Below are 19,312 nucleotides of genomic sequence, written 5' to 3' on the forward strand. Positions count from 1 at the left end.
AACCATCAATTCTATATAAGAGTTGATGGTTTATAGTTATTACTTCGGTGTAAAATTATATAAAGCGCAATAAAAATTTACTTAATTTATTTAGCAAATAACTGACTCATATCTTTAAATGCCTTGAATTCTAAAGCATTCCCTGCAGGGTCATAAAAGAACATAGTTGCTTGTTCGCCCACCTTTCCTTTAAAACGTACATAGGGTTCAATTACAAACTTTACATTTTTCGATTTCAGTTTTTCAGAAAAGCTTTGAAATGTATCCCATGGTAGTACCACACCATAGTGAGGTACAGGAACATCATGCCCATCAACTGGGTTGTGGTGTATGCTTTCTGATTCTGACTTTGGTTTGTAATGAATTACCAATTGATGACCGAAGAGGTTAAAATCGACCCAATGGTCACTACTACGACCTTCTTCGCAGTTAAGAATATCGCGATAAAATGTTCTGCATTCTGCCAAATTATGAACCGGTATGGCAATGTGAAATGGAGTTACGTTTTGCATAATCACTTATTTATATTATTGCTTTTCTAAGAAAGCAATTATTTTATCATTTACTTCTTTTTGGTGCATAGAATGCCCAAAACCTTCGGTACTTACAAATTCACTTCCTTTCCAATGTTTATGCACATCTACAGAAGCATTATAAGGAGTTATCTTGTCTAGTCTGTCATGAAAAAGCAGGCCTTTTTTAGAATTGGCCAGTACAAATTTTGAACTCGAAAATTCTTTTGGGGTAAATCCAAATTTTGAATAAATGTAACCTTCAACTACCTTCATTACCTTATTACTAAAACCTAAAAGGTTTTTGTAATGAGTGAGAATTTCATGAAATTCTGAAGGTGATCCAACCGTAACAATTTTCTTAATACATGAATTTGAATGTTTATGCTCATTATACAGAACAGTCATGCCGCCAACTGAATGACCAACAACCGTTTTAGGTTGGTATTTTAGAATGATAGCTTGTAATGCTTCTGCATATAATGGAACATACAGTAATTTTCCTGTTGAATACCCATGAGCTGGTGCGTCAAAAGCTATAATATTATAATTAGCTTTTTGTAATTTTTCAATTAGTTTATGCCACCGCCATGCATTGCTTTCCCAACCATGTACGAGTAGTACGGTTTCTTTTTCCCCAGGCCAGTTATATAACTGAATTGAATGTCCCGCTACGTTTATGACGTCAAGTTTTGCGTCGTCTAAATATTGTTTTTGGTTAGGTAGAACCTTGCCTTTTCTAACGGTGCAAAATACTTCGAATGCTTGGTGGGCTATTTTGTTTGGTAGAAACCACACAAAAATATTGAAATATAGGCCGTATAGCTTAGGGATGATTTTTTGAAGTAAAACAGGCACTCTTTTAGCTTTTATAATATGGATTCAAAAGTATCTTTATTTTTGGTTGATATGGTGTTTTTTGAACCACGAATCAATCCCAACCGACCATCATATATTTTACCTTTGCCTTGTCAGGTATTTGTACCTCTTCAATTTTACTGTTGGCATTATAACGCAGGCTTTCTGGAAGTTCTTTTTTATCTATTGTAAAATATAGGTCACTATCCTTCAGTAAAACCACCACATTATTCAAAGAAGTTATAATTTTTTTTATGGGGTATTTATCTTTTATTTCTTTAAAGGTACTCTCTTTAGAAATTCCTTTTTCAGTAATAAATCGGCTGTCATTAATTTGAATATTCTGTATGGTTGCAATACTATCTGTATTTGGTGTAAGGGTAAGTAACAGTAGGCCGCCTCTTTCGTATATTTTAATTTTACTAGCACCGCTTCCAAAATTCAACTTTACGGTATCTTGTACCACAGAGTCTTTTTCAAAAATCAGGTCAATATCTCTTGCCAAACTTTGTTTGGTTAGTTTGCCGACTTGATCTCCAGATATTTGAAAATCATTTTTTTGTTCGCCTGCGCAATTCAACAGTATGCAACAGCTCAAAATCAATAAAAATATATAACTAAACTTCATAATCTATCTCATCACTTTTTTTAATACTCCAAGTACGCCTCTTATGAATGTTGCACTTGTTAATACTTTAATTACTGGATTTTGTCTTGTACTTTTTCTGCTTGATGTTCTTCTGGCAGCTGGTTTGTTTTTTTCTTTTTCAGCTAGTTTTTCTGCATCATCAATTTTTTCATTAAGAATTTCATAGGCACTTTCCCTATCTATAATTTCATTGTACTTTTTAACCAATGAAGACTTATCGATAACTTCTGCTAATTCATTATCCGTTAAAACATCCATTCGGCTCATAGGAGCTCTTAATAAAGTAGCTGCAAGTGGGGTGGGTCTACCTTTTTCATCTAAGGCTGAAATTAAGGCTTCTCCAATACCTAAAGAAGTCAGTACTTCTTTAGTGTCATAGTATTCAGATTCAGGATAATTCTCTGCAGTCAGTTTAATTGCCTTACGGTCTCTAGCAGTAAAAGCTCTTAATGCATGCTGAACTTTTAATCCTAATTGTGACAACACGTCGTTAGGGACATCGGTAGGGTTCTGGGTAACAAAATAAAGACCGATACCTTTTGATCGTATCAGTTTAACAATGCTTTCAATCTGGTTTAATAACGCTTTAGAAGCTTCTTTGAAAATAAGGTGTGCTTCATCAATAAATAATACTAACTCAGGTTGGTCGCTATCACCTTGCTCAGGGAAAGTGGCATAAATTTCAGCCAATAAACTAAGCATAAAAGTTGAAAATAATTTAGGTCTATCTTGTATATCGGTCAATCTTAAGATATTGATATACCCTCGTCCTTTTTCGTCTATTCGAGTTAAGTCATTAACATCGAAAGATTTTTCTCCGAAAAACAATTCGGCGCCTTGCTGTTCAAGTTCTATAATTTTTCTAAGTATAGTACCTGTTGAGCTGGTAGATATTCTGCCGTATTCTTTAGCGAATTCTGCTTTGCCTGCACCCGTTGCATATTGTAGTACTTTTTTAAAATCCTTTAAATCTAACAGAGGCATTTTTTGGTCATCGCAGTATTTGAAAACTACTGCAACAATACCTTCTTGAGTTTCTGAAAGGTCTAGAATACGGGATAGTAGAACGGGTCCGAATTCAGAAACAGTGGCTCTTAATTTTACACCGTCTTGTTCTGATAATGATAGTATTTCGATAGGGAAACTACTAGCTTCAAAAGGGATGCCGATTTTAGCATGTCGCTCATCTATTTTAGCATGACCAGGACTCGGTTGTGCTAATCCACTTAAATCACCTTTTAAATCCATTAAAAGAACCGGAATTCCCTTTTGGGATAAATTCTCTGCTAGAACCTGTAATGTTTTGGTTTTACCTGTACCTGTGGCGCCTGCAATTAAGCCATGCCTGTTCAAAGTTTTTAACGGAATCTTTACGAAAGCATCCTTTACAGCTTCACCATTTAGCATGGCCGCACCCATAATAATGTAATCGCCTTTCGTAGCATATCCCTTTTCTATATGGTTGAAAAAATCTTCGGTACCGGCCATTTTGTAAATTTTGGATAAAAATAGGGGATTTTTAAAGAAACCAATAGGTAAGACCTGTCTTAAATACTACTTAGTTTTCAACAGTTGAAGAGCTTAGGAGAATAGGTTAGTCAGAGATTATTGTGAATAGTACTCCCTTAGAAAATTAGGAAGTAAAACGTATCTTTGCCAGATGAAAAATGTGGAGGTACTTGAGAAAGTGAATCAAGGAGTGTTTTTGCCTTTAATGGAGGAATTCTATACCATACAAGGTGAAGGCTTTCATAAGGGGACAGCGGCTTATTTTATTCGAGTTGGTGGTTGTGATGTTGGTTGTCATTGGTGCGATGTAAAGGAAAGTTGGAATGCCGAAACGCATCCACCTACTGATATAGTAGAAATAGTTGCAAATGCGGCCAAATATTCAGATACTATTGTAATAACAGGGGGTGAGCCATTAATGTGGGATATGAACCCAATAACGAAAGCGTTAAAAGAAAAAGGTTTAAAAACTCATATTGAAACTTCTGGTGCTTATTCTCTTACAGGTGATTGGGATTGGATTTGTCTTTCTCCCAAGAAAAATAAATTACCTGAAGGTAGAATTTACGATGAAGCTCATGAGCTTAAAGTAATTGTATTCAATAAACATGATTTAATATTTGCCGAAGAGCAAGCTGCTAAAACAAACTCGAACTGTATTTTGTACTTACAGCCAGAATGGAGTGTACGAGATAAGGTCGTTCCTATGATCGTAGATTATGTGATGAAAAATCCGAAATGGAAAGTGTCATTACAAACCCATAAGTACTTAAATATACCTTAACTCAAAAAAAAACCGTGCAATTATACGGTTTTTTAATTTAAATGAATTCGTGATTAGCGACCGCCATTGGCGCGAATATCTAAAATACATTCTGGGTCAAGGCCTGCTATAGCCGCGTTAGTTTTTGAAGTAGTATTTTGTAAAAGTGCTAAAACAGTATTTCCAGAGAGTGCGCATCCAGCCTTTATTCCGTCCTCGTACTGTGCAATTGAGCTTATTAAAGTAGATTTTCCTGTAGATCCGCCAAACTGTAATTCTGCGTGCATAAGACATCCATTTTGATTGCAATGATTGTCACCGGCTAATTCGCCATCACTATTTTCAGATTGCGATTCATGATCGTTTACCATATCAGAACCTAAATCTACCAAGCCAAATAGGTGTCCGAACTCATGGTTTAAGGTAGTGGTTTCAACATCTGCATCATTAATTAAAATACTTCTAGATGATAAATCCTTTACGGTTACTTCATGAATAATCATAGATGTGTTGCGGTAAACAGCCCCTAAAGTTACTAGTCCGTCTTCAATGTCATCACCTTCCGCAGGTGCATCTGCAAAATAAATATAGATAGCTAAAGTGCTACCTGAATTATAGATGGTTCTGTTTTTTGTTTCTAAATCTGCAATTTCTTGAAGAGTAAGTTCGTCTTCAACAGGGCTAGACAGTTCTTTGTAAATAAGTTCTATTTCATCTTTAAACGTATGCTCTTTCAGATAATCTGTGAACTGGGTCATTGCAGATTCTGTAGGTTTGAAGCCGGTTACATATGCAATTTCGATTAAAATTTTATCAAAATTATCATTCGAGAGAATATCGTTGGCAGAATCTCCAGTGGCTAATAAATTAGCTGCTTTGTCCACTTTCGAGGTGTCTTCATTATCTGAATCTGAAGTGCTTTTCGAACACGAAACAGTGAAAGCAATTAGAAGTACTAATAATAAATTTTTAAAAATATTCATAATCTTGGTTTGTCTGATAGCATAACGAAAAAATAGTTGTGCTATTATTTGGTGTGAGTCAATCTAGCTAAATAGTCGTAATGTTCGCCTTCCATTACAAGCTCACAGTCTAAATTGCTATAATTTGCTGCTCGTTGTAATGTGTTGTAATCTACGTATAGCCAGGGGAAAGGTTCACTTTTTTTATTTTTATATGCCATAGTGAAACTTACTTCGCCATAATAATTCACGCCTTCAGGGATCCAATAGCCACCATCCTCATCATTTTCGAACATATAAATGATATCGCTAGAGTCTAAGAGTATTTGTCCATCTTTTTTTAATAGTAATTTTAATTTGGAGAAGAATTTTTCTAACCCATTTAAAGTGCCGGCTAACCCAACACCATTCATTAAAATTAAAATAGTGTCAAAGGTTTTGCCTTCGAAATTTAAGATATTTTCGTTAATTGTGTTTTTTACACCTCGTAGTTTGCTGACTTCGATAGCTCCTGGTGAGTTGTCGAGACTGGTAACCAAAAGACCTTTGTTCTGCAAGTACAGACTGTGACTACCTGCACCACAACCAACATCTAAAACTGCACCTTTACATTCTTTTAACGCCTTTTTTTCTAATTCAGGCATGTCTTTGAAAGACCTGAACATATAAGGTAGGGGTAACTTGTCTTCCTCATCTAGTGAAGAATAGGTGGTAATATCTTCACTGTAATTACCTTGCTGATAGTCTAAAAGTGCGGTGCCTAATATGTCTTCTTTCAAATTCGTGTTATTTCTGGTTGCAAAAATCTTTCTTTTTGGAACTACTTTCCTAGTTTTGGGTCATAAATTTAGATTATGGATGAGGTTTTGCGTCAATTACCCAAGAAAGCTAAGGAAAAACATAGCGAAAACAAGAAGTTCTTTGCAAAGCTAAAAAAGAAAACACCAAAGAACTTAGATTATATTATGCAAGAGTTGCATGAGGCAGAATTTAAACGAACGGACTGTCTAACCTGTGCCAATTGCTGTAAAACTACGGGACCGCTTTTTACAAATGCCGATGTAGAACGAATTTCCAAGTCATTTAGAATGAAGCCTCAAAAATTCATTGACACGTATTTACGGATTGATGAAGAAAATGATTTTGTACTGCAACAAGTGCCCTGCACGTTTTTAGGAGCTGATAATTATTGTTCTATTTACGACGTTCGCCCAAAAGCTTGTCGTGAATTTCCGCATACCGACCGAAAGAAATTTCAGCAAATAAGCAATCTTACTTTGAAAAATGTTGAGATATGTCCTGCGGCTTTTAATATAGTAGAGGAGATGAAAAAGTTAATGAAGTAACTTGTTGATTGGTGTAAGATTTAATTAAAAGAGTAAAGATTTGGATATATAAAGATGATATCATCAATGATGCTATTTAAATATTGTAAGTAATTAGAAAAATGAAAAGAAATATACATTGCAAGTCGAAATAAAAAATCCAAGAATCAAATGTTACAAATGCATGAGACCTTCAAGTACGTGTATTTGTAGACATATTAGTCCTTTCAAGACAAAAACTCGTTTCATTATTCTTATGCACCCGAAGGAGTACAAAAAAGAAAAGAACGGAACGGGGTATATGACTAATCTTCAACTTGAAAATTCAGAAATTATAGTTGGTGTCGATTTTAACAATAACGATCGTGTAAATGAAATATTGACCAATGAAAAAAGTCTTTCTTTCTTACTTTACCCGGGAAAAGATAATTTTAACCTATCCAAAAGAAAAGGTTCAGAAATGAATTCTTTTATGGGTGAGGATCCTCACATCTTCATTCTCGATGGCACATGGCCCTGTGCCCGTAAAATGCTTAAACTAAGTAAGAACTTGCAAAAATTAAAAAGAGTGAGCTTTGATAATAGTATAGAATCGAAATTTATTATCAAGCAGCAGCCAGAATCTCTTTGCCTTAGTACTATTGAATCAGTCTATACGGTCTTAAATTTATTTAAGAAAGGTGGTGTAGAACAATGCGATACGACGAACTTTCTTATTCCTTTTGAAAAAATGATTGCCCATCAACTCGAATATATTCTAAACCCAAATAGTAAAAACTATTGTTCAACTGCTAACCGAGAGATTACTCCGAAGACTATTTATAAGAATAATAAAGAGAGAAATGTTGTTTTTGAACTAGAATAGATGGAATTACTGAATCAATACCGAATAAATCAAGTATTATAAAAACTGGTTGTAACACTCCGTATATAGCCCGAAAGAAGTTTCAGCAAATAAGTAATCTTACTATAAAAAATGTTGAGATACGCCCTGCGGCTTTTAATATAGTGGAGGAGATGAAGAAGTTGATTAAATAGTTTTGTATAATTCTTGCTAATTTTAAGATTATTAACTTGGATACATAAACAAGATATCATTAATGATGTTATTCATTTGTTAGCCACCATTAAAGACATATGTCAAATCAAAATAATTTTATTTATATTGAAAATGTAACTGAAAGAGATTTATTAAAAGCCCTTCAAGACTTAGCAAATCTCTATTCTGACTCAGGTTATACTGACGAAATAAAACTTTATCGAAAAAAAGACAACTACGATTTATTTTCGGTTGTATTTACTAATTTACCCGATTTTGAACGATTTGCGTATTTTGTTAATTACTTATATCTGCCATTTGAATTGGATAAATTCGAGCCTAAAATCAAGGGTTTCTATCAAGTTAATAATATAGCGGACAATTTTGAATTCAAGACAAAAAATTGGGTTCAATTATTTATGACAAAAGATGATACAGATGTAGATGAAGTAAGTATTGTAAATGAAATTGGCGAGAATTATAATTATGATTTTGGTGGTAGAGTTAAAAAATTAAGTAAAGAACTTCAAGATTATAATTTTATAGACTTAGACTTGAATCAATATTATTTCATCACAGAAATAAATCCAAACCAAAAGAATAAAAAGTCAATGAAATTGGAATCTAATCCTTGGTGGAAATTTTGGTAAAAATAACGTTGGCTAGCAAAACCTAAACTTAATGCGGTCTTTAGAGCTAAATCGAAAGGTCTGTGTGTATTTAAGAAGTCGCTAAATCTTATGGATTTAGCTTTAGAGAAGAAAAAATAAAACTAAACAAAAACTTTTAGTTTCGTGCGCAGACGGAAACCAAAAGTTTCCTTGCCTCCTTACTATTATTAGCTCAATCGACGTGTGGAATTAAAAAAAACATAAGTATATAAGTGTCAAGTCAATTATTCATTTTAGCGATTATGTTAGCTTTTGTCTCATGGTTTATCGTAATCATTGAAATGATTGCAATACATTCATTTTCCAGACTCTTCTTTGGTTTTGGAATTCCTGTCTATAAAACTACTTTGAAGATTGATGAATATGATTGGTTCAAAAGGCCCATAGAGGTAGTAAAAAAAGATGAGGGTAAATTTAAATTTACTGAGGATGGTTATATTTACTTTTTATCTCAATTCTTTTTTGGGAAATTTTTCCGAACGACAACGCTTTTTCCATTCAAAGCAACTGCAAAGATTACGGTTAATGGTCGAGTAGAAATTAAAGCAAGAATGCCATTAGGACCAACTCTTTTCTTGTTTTGTTGGGTAGTCGGTTGGACAGCTGGAACCGTTGGAATGAGTATTGAATCTGGGAATTACGGTGCTATGTTATTTGGACTTATTGGATGGGGTTTTGCCGCCTTGATGGTACGAATAAGCTATCCTGTGGAAAAAAAACGAATGGACTTAATGGTCAGCGAATTAAAAGAAATAATAACTACACAAAGCAACACCTCCAATGAAAACCCTTCGTCCAGATTAAACTTAAATCGATAACCACTATTTTTACTACATGGAACAACTCATATCTTATTTCGAAACCATACCGGCTGCTCACCGTTCATTGATTTTGGTAGGAGGTATAACCTTCTTTTGGATATTAGAAGGTATTGTTCCTTTGTTTAATGGTCGCTATGACAAATGGAAGCACTCCTTACCTAATTTCTTTTTTACATTAACTACAATTATAATTAATTTTCCATTGGCTTTTTTGCTCTTAAAAACATCTGATTGGGCAGTTGCTAATGATTTTGGAATTATCAATTGGTTACCAGAAATGCCTTTATGGGCCTATGTTTTTTTAGGTGTCGCCCTATTAGATTTAATTGGCGCGTATTTGGCACATTGGGTAGAGCATAAGGTAAAACCTTTATGGATGGTACATTTGGTACATCATACAGATCATAATGTTGATACGACTACCGCGAATAGACACCACCCTTTAGAAAGTTTAATTCGTTATTTTTTCACCTTATTCGGTGTGTTTATTATAGGGGCTCCTATTGGTGTTATTATGCTATACCAAAGTCTATCGGTGGTATTATCACAGTTTAATCATGCCAATATTAAATTACCAAAAAGTATAGACAAAGCGATAAGTTATATAATCATATCCCCCGATATGCATAAAGTGCATCACCATTATGTATTGCCTTATACCGATAGTAATTACGGGAATATCTTCTCTTGGTGGGACCGTTTATTTGGGACCTACATACATTTAGATAGAGAGAAAATTGTCTATGGTGTAGACACTTTTCCTGATGAGGTCGCAAATGGAAAAATTAGCTCACTCTTAAAATATCCATTTGTAAAATACAGAAAGCCTACTACTGATACAATTAAAGAACAACCTTTAGTAAAGTAAATACTTCTTGCGAATATTTTTGAATTTATCTAAATCGGGCTGCCACGATTCTTTGATTTCAGCATTAGAAAGTCCCGCTGTTATTTGTGTTTGTAGTTTATCGGTGCCAGCATGCTTGGTGAACCCACTGGTTAGAAAGAAGGCACTTTTATCTGTAGAATGGTTGTAAGCATCGATGATATAATCCATAGTTACTTCATTCATTCGCTCAGATGTAGAAAGGTCTACACCATAGCATAGTTTTCCTTCTTCCTTTGGGTGCTTTGACCCAAAATTTGGTTCTGGAGTATACGTGAAATCATACACCTTACTGTCAAGAAATGAAGCGCCATACCGTTGAAATTGAAATTCTGTACCACGACCTGCATTTACATTAGTTCCTTCAAAAAGGCCGAGGCTAGGGTAAAGCGTTATAGAAGTATCATTAGGTAAGTTAGGGGAGGGGCGAATTGGTAAACTGTAGAAACTCTTATGTGTCCAGTTTTCTAAAGGGATGACGGTCAAATCGACTTTTTTTCCATTTTCTAGCCATCCTTCTTCATTAATCATGGTAGCATATTCTCCAATCGTCATGCCATAAACCAATGGGGTTTCGTTCATTCCTAAAAACGAGGTATGTGCTGTCTCCATGGTTGGTCCGTCTACATAATGTCCGTTAGGGTTTGGTCGGTCTAAAACCATCACCGAAATTCCTTTTTCTGCACATGCTTCCATTACTAATTGCATTGTTGCAATATAGGTGTAGAAGCGAACACCAACATCTTGAATGTCAAATAGCACCAAATCTAAATCTTCCAATTGTTCTTGAATTGGTTTTCTGTTTTTGCCGTGAAGAGATATTAATTCTAGTCCTGTTTTTGTGTCGGTACTATTATTTACATGTTCACCTGCATCGAAATCACCTCTAAATCCATGTTCTGGTGCAAATACATGTTTGATGTCGACACCCAAAGAAAGCAAAGAATCTACTAAATGTGTATAACCGCCAGATTTAAAAATGACACTTGTTTGGTTGGCAACAATGCCTATTTTTTTTCCTTTTAAAAATGGGAGGTAAGTATCCGTTCTGTTGGCGGCAACTATTATTTCTTTTTCGGCTTTTTCAATTTGTGGTTCAACATTTGGTGTTGTGGTAGAAGCTTCCTTTTCGGTTTCGTTTCCGCAGGTAGCCAATACCAAAAACCATAATAAAACTGTACTTTTGAAATTGGATAATAATAACATCATTTGAATCTAGAATATTTTATCGCCAAACGGCTTATAAAGGGTAAGGAGCATAAAATTAGTATATCCGCACCAATAATAAAAATAGCAATTGCCGCAATTGCTATTGGTGTCATCATGATGTTAATAGCCATTGCGACCGGACTAGGTCTAAAGGAGAAGATTCGAGAAAAAATAACTGCCTTTAACGGTCACGTACAAATCTACAATTACGATAATAATAATTCTGAAGTCTCTGTGGTTCCGGTAAGTACTGACCAAGAATTTTACCCAGACTTTAAAATGGTAGACGGCATTGTTCATATACAAGCTGTAGCTACAAAAGCGGGTATAATACGAACCGAAGAAACTTTTGAGGGTATTATTGCAAAAGGTGTTGGTAAGGATTATAATTGGGCACCATTTGAAGAATTTCTGATTGACGGAGTTTTGCCTAATTATAGTGGCGAACTGAATTCAGATGTGTTGATATCGAAAATAATGGCAAATCGGTTGAACCTAAAAGTAGGTGATTCTTTTTTTACCTTTTTTCTTCGGGATGATGCAGTCGATAGAATACCGAACCAAAGAAAATTTACGATAACCGGAATCTACGATAGCGGATTTGAAGAGATTGACGGGCTTTACATTTTTGTTGATATACGTCATATTCAACATATGAATAAATGGACGGATACCGAAGTTGGTAATTTTGAAATATTTCTGAATAGCTTCGATGATATCGATGAAAAAAGTAATGAAATATATGGCGAAACGGTTGCAAGCTTAGACACTAAATCGATAAAGGACAAATACTATAAGATTTTTGAATGGATCGGTCTTTTCGATTTCAATATCGCTTTGATCATTGGTATCATGATAATTGTTGGTGGTATAAATATGATAACGGCCCTTCTAGTTTTAATTTTAGAACGAACACCAATGATTGGTATATTAAAAGCCTTAGGTATGACCAACTGGAGTATTAGAAAAGTGTTTCTGTATAATGCAGCCTATCTTATAGGTGTTGGTCTTTTTTGGGGTAACCTAATCGGTCTTGGAATTATATTCTTGCAAGAGAAGTTTCGAATGTTCAAATTCCCTAACCCAAAAGAATATTACATCGAATACATTCCAGTAAGTATAGATTTAGGTACAATTCTACTTTTAAATATTGGAGTGTTGCTCCTTTGTCTATTAATGTTGTTGATTCCATCTTATATTATAACAAGAATAACCCCAGTTAAAGCTATTAGATTCGAGTAATAGTTTTTCAGTAGCTAATTCCATTTTTAATCTTTCATTAAACCCCTTTTTGGTAAATTTGATGTAAAACACATTAGATGCGTCAAAAATTATTTCTTACCCAAATTTTTCTTTTGTTCATGGTCATCGTAAATGCCCAAAAACTAACTAAGAACGAAAAGAAAATCATCAAAAATATTGAGCAGAATAACACTGAAGCGATTTCCTTTTTAGAAAAGGTAGTCAATATCAATAGTGGTACTTTAAACTTAAAAGGAATACAAAAAGTAGGTAAAGAATTTGGAACTGCTTTTGAAGAAATCGGATTTGAGACTACATGGATACCGATGTCGGAAGAAATGAACAGAGCCGGACATTTATTTGCGGAGACTAAAGGTTCTAAAGGAAAGAAATTACTGCTAATAGGTCATTTAGATACCGTTTTTGAAGAAGATAGTCCGTTTCAGACTTTTGAAATGGTCAATGATTCTATCGCACATGCTCCAGGAGGTAATGATATGAAAGGTGGCGATGTTATTATACTTTATGCATTAAAAGCTTTGAAAGAAAACGGATTTTTGAAAGATGCTCAGATAATTGTTGCTTTTACTGGAGATGAAGAAAGTACGGGTAACCCTTTAGAAGAAAGTCGGAAAGATTTAATTGCAGCCGCCAAAAGAAGTGATATTGCTTTAGGTTTTGAAACTTCAACCGGGTTTAATTATGCCACCGTAGCGCGCAGAGGTTCATCTGATTGGAAAGTGGTAGTGGAAGGTAAACGAGCACATTCTTCAGGAATATTTAGTGAAGATACCGGTGCAGGGGCCATTTTTGAAATGTCAAGAATTTTAAATGGTTTTTATACCGATGTAAAAGGGGAAGATTTATTGACCTTTAATCCGGGAACGTTGCTTGGTGGTACTTTTGTTGAGTTCGATGAAATGACGAGTAAAGGAACTGTTTTTGGTAAAACGAACGTGGTGGCACAAAAAGCAGAAGTTCGAGGTGGACTTAGATTTATATCCGAAGAGCAAAAAGAACGCGCACGAGATAAAATGAGAGAAGTGGTATCGAAGAATTTACCGCATACTTCAGCAACCGTAACTTTTGAAGATAGTTACCCTGCCATGCAGCCGACAAAAGGTAACGAGGCATTGCTTGTAAAATTGAATAAGGTTAGCCTAGATTTGAATCAAGGTGAAGTTTTAGCTTATGACCCGGGTAAACGAGGAGCTGCAGATACCTCATTTGTTGCTGAATATGTAGATTGTTTAGATGGATTAGGAACTATGGGGAATGCTGCCCATACACCAGAAGAAACGGTTAATTTAAATACGATTGAAGCTCTTACCAAAAGAACGGCATTATTAATATATAGATTGATAAATGAGTAATACAACTACACTGAAGTTCGGAAATCAAAATGTTACTATTGAAGCGGGTGAACTAGTAGGTTACCAAGTTTCTGGGTACGAGTTTATGCATCAAAAAGGGAATCCCGGTTGGCGTAATGTTGATACAGAGATGTTTCCTATCATTGGGCCAACGAATGAAGCGGGTTTTAAGGTACATACACCAAAGGGTCATGCCACACAAGACCAACATGGCCTACTTAGAGAGATGCGTTATGTGTTGACAGAAAGTGCCGCAAGTAAGGCTGTGTTTAGTAAAAAGTACAGTGCAAACAATGAAGTGCCGAATTCTAAATATCCAACAAAATCGACCGCTGAAAAGCTTAGTTGGCCTTATGATTTTGAATTTAAAAAGATCTTCGAACTTAAAGATAATGAGCTAGTTATAACCTTTACAATTTCTGGCGAAGAAGGAATGCCATTTATGTTGGGGTACCACCCTGCTTTTATGCTTCATTCAAAAACCCCAATGATTTCGGTAGGTAATAAGGAAATTTCAATAGATGAGGTTATGGCTGTAGGCAATAGAGCATTGCAAGTGCCAGACACAAATGTCATTAGTTTAAATGATGAAAAGAAGTTGCAAATTTCAACGGAAGGATTCAAACATTTTATGCTTTGGACCGAAGTCCCAAATATGGTTTGCATAGAGCCAATTACTTTTTATCCTTACGCAGTGAAACAGCAAAATTTGGCAGACGGATTTATGCAATTGGGAAATAAGCCGATGCATTTTAAAGTAGTATTGAAACCAATGTAGTTTTAATTCACCCTAAATGTCGGAGAAATGTGTTACGATATAAAAGCCAGTTTAGAGGCCCAATTAAAACGAGCGACCAGAAATCAAGATGTAAAGGCGATAGAAGAAATTATTGAAAAATTAGCTCCACTAACAGATTTGCCCCTTCATCATGCATCAGGATTTTCGCATCCAGAGGTATTGATTTATACCAATGAAGACCCATTTTACCCTATAGTAGCTACTTGGGGACTTATACCACATTGGGTAAATAGCGTTGAGCAACAGAAAAAAATTTGGAATAGCACATTAAATGCAAGGGTAGAAACCATTTGCGAAAAGCCGGCATTTAGAGATGCTGCAAACGAGAAAAGATGTATTCTTTATGTTGATGGGTTTTATGAACATCATCATTTTAATAATGGGGTGTATCCTTTTTTTATTCATCGAAAAGATAATGAACCTTTAGCACTTGCCGCACTTTGGTCTGAATGGATAAATCCAGATAACGGTGGTATCATTCACTCATTTTCAATTGTAACTACAAAAGGGAACAGTATGATGTCTAAGATTCATAACAATCCGAAATTAAAAGAACCGCGTATGCCTTTGATGCTTTCTAGCGAGACGGAGGAGCAGTGGTTAGATTCAAATCAGGATTTTGAAAAAGAGCTTAAATCAATACTGGAGTCTGATACTTATGTGGCACTTGACGCACACACGGTACGTAAATTAAGAGGTAAAAATTACGTGGGAAATGTAGCTTCTATTTCTGATGAAATTCAATATAAAGAACTGGAATTTGAAGAACTAAATTTTTAATTGATGTCATATAACGAGTATTTAGCGGATCGTGTTCGTCAACGATTAAAAGGTAAAGGTGAAATTGAGGAGAAAAAAATGATGGGCGGACTCACATTTATGGTCAATGGAAAAATGTGTATTGGTATTTTATTTGATAAGAAAAGTGAGGAGGATAAGTTGATGGTACGGGTCGGAAAATTGAATTATGAAACGTTATTGCAATTGCCAGGTAGTAAGCCAATGGATTTTACAGGAAAGCCTACACGCGGATTTTTGTTTATTGGACCGGATGGGTTTGATAGCGAAGATGACTTATATTTTTGGGTTATAAAAGCTATGGAGTTCAATAAATTACTCAACCCATAAGACTAGGGGTTTTAAAACCTATTCTAAGCACTTTTAAATGATTAAATTTACTTCGTGAGGAATCTATTGCCTTTTCTGGACTGGGTATCTACCTATAAGAAAGCTTATTTTATTAAAGATTTACTGGCAGGTCTTACTGTTGGTATTGTTTTAGTGCCGCAAGGTATGGCATATGCTATGATAGCAGGTCTACCTCCAGTGCATGGTCTTTATGCTTCATTGTTTCCGGTACTTACGTATGCGTTTTTAGGAACATCAAGAAAAATTGCCGTTGGGCCAGTAGCGATGGATTCGTTGTTGGTTGCAGTTGGTCTTGGGACATTGGCGATTACAGGGGTAGAGAACTACATAAAAATGGTGGTTGTTTTGGCCCTCATGGTTGGTTCAATTCAATTACTATTGGGTATACTTCGAATGGGTTTTTTGGTCAACTTTCTTTCCAAACCTGTTATTAGCGGTTTTACTTCCGCAGCTGCAATTATTATTGTGTTAAGTCAGTTGAAGCATCTATTGGGAATTTCGGTTGTAGGTAGCAACAAAATTTATCAAACAATGCTTAATGTTTTTTACAAACTAGGTGATATAAATTGGTTCGATTTCGGAATTGGTATCGTGGGTATTGGTTTATTATTAGCTTTTAAAAAATGGAATAAGAATATACCCGGTATTTTGATAATCGTGGTATTAGGAATTTTAGCGGTTTACTTATTTCAAATGGAAACCTATGGAGTTAAATTGGTTGGAAGCGTACCAAGTGGATTGCCCACAATTGTTATTCCTACTTTGAATTTGGATGATATACGGCAATTATGGCCTATAGCGATTGCCTTGGCTCTTGTAGGCTATTTGGAAGCAATTTCAATCGGTAAGGCCATTGAGGATAAGACGGGAGAAGATACGATTAAGGCTAATCAAGAATTAATAGCATTGGGTACTTCTAATATTGTGGGTTCGCTATTTCAAGGCTATCCAGTAACTGCTAGTTTTTCGAGGTCTGCGATAAGTTATGATGCGGGTACAAAAACGAATTTGTCTGCTATATTCAGTGTGGTCTTAGTAGTACTTACATTGCTATTTTTAACGCCATTATTTCAGTACTTGCCTAATGCTATATTATCAAGTATCATTATGGTTTCAGTGGTAAAGCTTGTTGATGTTAAATACTGTAAACATCTGTGGTTTAATAGAAAAGATGAGTTTTTCGTATTGCTAATTACGTTCTTTATAACCTTGTTTATGGGAATTACCCAAGGTATTTTAATCGGTGTCTTATGTTCACTATTACTTATGGTATATAGAACATCTAAACCGCATTTTGTTGAGATCGGCAATATTGGAAATTCCGACTATTATAAAAATGTGATTCGATTTGCCGATGAAGTTGTAGTTAGAGATGATTTGTTGATTGTTAGGTTCGATTCACAATTATATTTTGGGAACTCCGGATTTTTTAAAAAGGAGCTTTTAAAACATATGAGAGCAAAAGGCCCTAATTTAAAGGGAATTATTCTTAATGCAGAATCTATAAATTATATAGATGCCACCGCAGCAGATATGTTGACTAAACTTATTCATGATATTCGTGAAAGAGGTATTCAATTTTATATTGCTGGTGCAATTGGGCCAACACGAGATATTATTTTCAATACAGGTATTATTAAAGAATTACAACGAGAGTTTTTATTCGTAAAAACAAAAGAGGCGGTAGACTTTTATGATAACCCTAATGAGATTTCGTTACTGGCAGCCAAAGTAGCTTATGAAAATAGTAGAATGGCTAAAATAAAACGATAGCCGAGTTGAATAAAATCTTGTACCTTAAAGGTCAGGTAGTATTTTGAAATTGATTAAAAGTAGTGACGTATGAACATAGAACAAATATATACAGGTTGTTTAGCTCAAGGAGCTTATTATATAGAAAGTGATGGAGAAGTAGCTATTATAGATCCTTTGCGTGAAGTTACACCCTATTTGAAAAGAGCGAAAAACGACAAAGCAAAGATCAAATATATTTTTGAAACTCATTTTCATGCTGATTTTGTTAGTGGCCATGTTACACTTTCGAAAGAAACGGGCGCGCCTATAATTTATGGGCCAACTGCTAATCCTTCTTTTAAAGCTATTATCGCCAAAGATGGTCAAGAGTTTAAGTTGGGTAAAATTACTTTTAAAGTGTTGCATACTCCTGGTCATACTATGGAAAGCACTACCTATTTATTAAAAGATGAGAATGGTAAAGACCACGCTATTTTTTCTGGCGACACCTTGTTTTTAGGTGATGTAGGTAGACCCGATTTGGCACAGAAAGCTGACGATATGACCCAAGAACAACTGGCAGGTACTTTATTTGAAAGTTTAAGAAATAAAATTATGCCCTTGTCAGATGATGTTATTGTTTATCCTGCACACGGGGCAGGGTCTGCTTGTGGTAAAAACATGATGAAAGAGACGGTCGATACATTGGGTAATCAAAAGAAGATGAATTATGCTCTTAGGGCCGATATGACCAAAGAAGAGTTTGTTAAAGAAGTTACAGACGGTTTATTACCACCGCCAAAATATTTTCCTTTGAATGTAAAAATGAATAAGGAGGGCTATGAAGATATTGAAACAGTTTTGGATCGTGGTACTAGAGGTCTAGCACCTGAAGAATTTGAATTGGTGGCGAATGAAACTGAAGCACTAGTATTGGATGTTAGGCATCAAGACGAGTTTGTGAAAGGTCACATTCCTAGATCAATATTCATTGGTCTAAATGGTGATTTTGCACCGTGGGTAGGTGCTTTAATTGCCGATACAAAACAACCATTGTTACTTGTGGTTCCAAATGGTATGGAAGAAGAAGCGATAACAAGGTTGTCTAGAGTAGGTTTTGATGCATCCATTGGGTATTTAAAAGGAGGTATTGAGGCATGGAAATCTGCAGGTAAGGAGATTGATGAAATCACCTCTATAAGTGCGGCCGAAGCTAAAAATATGATGGACAGTAATGATATTGGGGTCTTTGATGTTCGAAAAAAGGCGGAGTTTAAAAGTGAACATGTTTTGGAGGCTAAAAGCACCCCATTAAGTGAATTAAATAAGCATTTGACTGAATTTCCAGAAAAAACGAATTTTTTAGTCCATTGTGCTGGTGGCTATAGATCAGTAATTGCATCTTCTATTTTGAAAAGCCGTGGTATACATAACTTAATAGATGTGAAAGGTGGCTTTGGAGCACTGAAGAAAGAAGGTGTCCGTACAACAGATTATGTTTGCCCCACAACGTTATAAAATAAATTAATTAAAACGTTGAGATGGTTTAATACAATTATATGTATTAAGAGAAATAATATTAATTAATGCCTTTAAGGAGGATTTGAATTATAGTGATGTTTAAAAATTTTATTGATCGTATTGGAATAATGAATGTTATAATGCTTTTGGTAGTACTATCAATCATTATCGTATCTGAAGTTCTTTTTTTATCGGGAAGGAAATTGGATGCTATTTTTATTGCATTTTGGGCACCAACTATTCTAGGTTTTATGAATTATCTCAAATATAAAAAGTAGTGGAGTTCGTTC

Annotated in this window: 20 protein-coding genes and 1 pseudogene; 14 read left to right on the forward strand and 7 right to left on the reverse strand. The window is 35.0% G+C overall.

Going from position 1 to position 19,312, the window contains the following annotated elements:
- Positions 1 to 86: 86 nt before the first annotated feature.
- From AAC084_RS07615 to AAC084_RS07630, 4 genes are all read right to left on the reverse strand, one after another.
- Positions 87 to 512, reverse strand: coding sequence for a VOC family protein (locus AAC084_RS07615; RefSeq protein ID WP_339839049.1), 426 nt, complete (start codon positions 510 to 512; stop codon positions 87 to 89).
- Between the two features lie 15 nt (positions 513 to 527).
- A complete protein-coding gene (locus AAC084_RS07620) occupies positions 528 to 1,370 on the reverse strand; it encodes an alpha/beta hydrolase (protein WP_339839053.1) in 843 nt (280 codons plus the stop codon).
- Positions 1,371 to 1,443: 73 nt separating this feature from the next.
- Positions 1,444 to 1,998 carry a hypothetical protein gene (locus tag AAC084_RS07625; RefSeq protein WP_339839055.1) on the reverse strand — a complete coding sequence of 185 codons (555 nt, stop codon included), beginning with the start codon at positions 1,996 to 1,998 and terminating at the stop codon, positions 1,444 to 1,446.
- Between the two features lie 3 nt (positions 1,999 to 2,001).
- Positions 2,002 to 3,507, reverse strand: a complete 1,506-nt coding sequence (locus AAC084_RS07630; RefSeq protein WP_339839058.1) for a helicase HerA-like domain-containing protein — start codon at positions 3,505 to 3,507, stop codon at positions 2,002 to 2,004.
- Between the two features lie 172 nt (positions 3,508 to 3,679).
- Between AAC084_RS07630 and AAC084_RS07635 the strand changes: the two genes are divergently transcribed.
- Positions 3,680 to 4,312: a 7-carboxy-7-deazaguanine synthase QueE gene (locus AAC084_RS07635; protein WP_339839059.1), complete on the forward strand. Its 633-nt coding sequence runs from the start codon at positions 3,680 to 3,682 to the stop codon at positions 4,310 to 4,312.
- A gap of 53 nt (positions 4,313 to 4,365) precedes the next feature.
- Here the strand turns inward: AAC084_RS07635 and AAC084_RS07640 are convergent, their stop codons facing one another.
- A complete protein-coding gene (locus tag AAC084_RS07640) occupies positions 4,366 to 5,274 on the reverse strand; it encodes a hypothetical protein (protein ID WP_339839060.1) in 909 nt (302 codons plus the stop codon).
- A gap of 44 nt (positions 5,275 to 5,318) precedes the next feature.
- Positions 5,319 to 6,032 carry a class I SAM-dependent methyltransferase gene (locus AAC084_RS07645; RefSeq protein ID WP_339839062.1) on the reverse strand — a complete coding sequence of 238 codons (714 nt, stop codon included), beginning with the start codon at positions 6,030 to 6,032 and terminating at the stop codon, positions 5,319 to 5,321.
- Positions 6,033 to 6,107: 75 nt separating this feature from the next.
- Here AAC084_RS07645 and AAC084_RS07650 point away from each other — a divergent pair, with 75 nt between their 5' ends.
- The 6 genes and pseudogenes from AAC084_RS07650 to AAC084_RS07675 all read left to right on the forward strand — a co-directional run bounded on the left by AAC084_RS07650 (position 6,108) and on the right by AAC084_RS07675 (position 9,977).
- Complete coding sequence (locus tag AAC084_RS07650; RefSeq protein ID WP_339839065.1) at positions 6,108 to 6,599, forward strand: YkgJ family cysteine cluster protein; 492 nt, start codon at positions 6,108 to 6,110, stop codon at positions 6,597 to 6,599.
- Between the two features lie 118 nt (positions 6,600 to 6,717).
- On the forward strand, positions 6,718 to 7,443 hold the full coding sequence (locus AAC084_RS07655; RefSeq protein WP_339839068.1) for a tRNA-uridine aminocarboxypropyltransferase: 726 nt from the start codon (positions 6,718 to 6,720) through the stop codon (positions 7,441 to 7,443).
- Positions 7,444 to 7,502: 59 nt separating this feature from the next.
- Positions 7,503 to 7,616: pseudogene (locus tag AAC084_RS07660) on the forward strand (YkgJ family cysteine cluster protein); the annotation flags it as partial.
- 99 nt (positions 7,617 to 7,715) lie between these two features.
- Complete coding sequence (locus AAC084_RS07665; RefSeq protein WP_339839071.1) at positions 7,716 to 8,267, forward strand: hypothetical protein; 552 nt, start codon at positions 7,716 to 7,718, stop codon at positions 8,265 to 8,267.
- 233 nt (positions 8,268 to 8,500) lie between these two features.
- Complete coding sequence (locus tag AAC084_RS07670; RefSeq protein WP_339839073.1) at positions 8,501 to 9,106, forward strand: hypothetical protein; 606 nt, start codon at positions 8,501 to 8,503, stop codon at positions 9,104 to 9,106.
- Between the two features lie 16 nt (positions 9,107 to 9,122).
- Positions 9,123 to 9,977 (forward strand): sterol desaturase family protein, encoded by an 855-nt coding sequence (locus tag AAC084_RS07675; RefSeq protein WP_339839076.1) that lies wholly within the window; start codon positions 9,123 to 9,125, stop codon positions 9,975 to 9,977.
- Here AAC084_RS07675 and AAC084_RS07680 read toward each other — a convergent pair.
- Positions 9,966 to 11,201: a DUF1343 domain-containing protein gene (locus AAC084_RS07680; RefSeq protein WP_339839398.1), complete on the reverse strand. Its 1,236-nt coding sequence runs from the start codon at positions 11,199 to 11,201 to the stop codon at positions 9,966 to 9,968. The two genes, AAC084_RS07675 and AAC084_RS07680, sit on opposite strands and share 12 nt — an antisense overlap.
- A 3-nt stretch (positions 11,202 to 11,204) precedes the next feature.
- On the opposite strand from AAC084_RS07680, the gene AAC084_RS07685 reads away from it, so the two are divergent.
- The 7 genes from AAC084_RS07685 (at position 11,205) to AAC084_RS07715 (ending at position 19,019) form a co-directional block, all read left to right on the forward strand.
- Positions 11,205 to 12,446 (forward strand): FtsX-like permease family protein, encoded by a 1,242-nt coding sequence (locus AAC084_RS07685; protein WP_339839078.1) that lies wholly within the window; start codon positions 11,205 to 11,207, stop codon positions 12,444 to 12,446.
- Positions 12,447 to 12,523: 77 nt separating this feature from the next.
- Complete coding sequence (locus tag AAC084_RS07690; RefSeq protein ID WP_339839080.1) at positions 12,524 to 13,819, forward strand: M20/M25/M40 family metallo-hydrolase; 1,296 nt, start codon at positions 12,524 to 12,526, stop codon at positions 13,817 to 13,819.
- A complete protein-coding gene (locus AAC084_RS07695; protein WP_339839082.1) occupies positions 13,812 to 14,597 on the forward strand; it encodes an aldose 1-epimerase in 786 nt (261 codons plus the stop codon). The genes AAC084_RS07690 and AAC084_RS07695 overlap by 8 nt, the downstream gene beginning before the upstream one ends.
- Positions 14,598 to 14,624: 27 nt before the next feature.
- Positions 14,625 to 15,398: an SOS response-associated peptidase gene (locus AAC084_RS07700; RefSeq protein WP_339839085.1), complete on the forward strand. Its 774-nt coding sequence runs from the start codon at positions 14,625 to 14,627 to the stop codon at positions 15,396 to 15,398.
- A 3-nt stretch (positions 15,399 to 15,401) separates the two neighbouring features.
- Positions 15,402 to 15,746: a TfoX/Sxy family protein gene (locus tag AAC084_RS07705; protein ID WP_339839088.1), complete on the forward strand. Its 345-nt coding sequence runs from the start codon at positions 15,402 to 15,404 to the stop codon at positions 15,744 to 15,746.
- Between the two features lie 54 nt (positions 15,747 to 15,800).
- On the forward strand, positions 15,801 to 17,540 hold the full coding sequence (sulP, locus tag AAC084_RS07710) for a sulfate permease (protein WP_339839091.1): 1,740 nt from the start codon (positions 15,801 to 15,803) through the stop codon (positions 17,538 to 17,540).
- Between the two features lie 69 nt (positions 17,541 to 17,609).
- The gene (locus AAC084_RS07715) at positions 17,610 to 19,019 is read left to right on the forward strand and encodes an MBL fold metallo-hydrolase (protein WP_339839094.1); all 1,410 of its coding nucleotides are present in this window, start codon (positions 17,610 to 17,612) and stop codon (positions 19,017 to 19,019) included.
- Positions 19,020 to 19,312 lie beyond the last annotated feature (293 nt).

It is taken from the genome of uncultured Maribacter sp., from assembly GCF_963977385.1.
In the GTDB taxonomy this organism is placed as follows: Bacteria; Bacteroidota; Bacteroidia; order Flavobacteriales; family Flavobacteriaceae; genus Maribacter.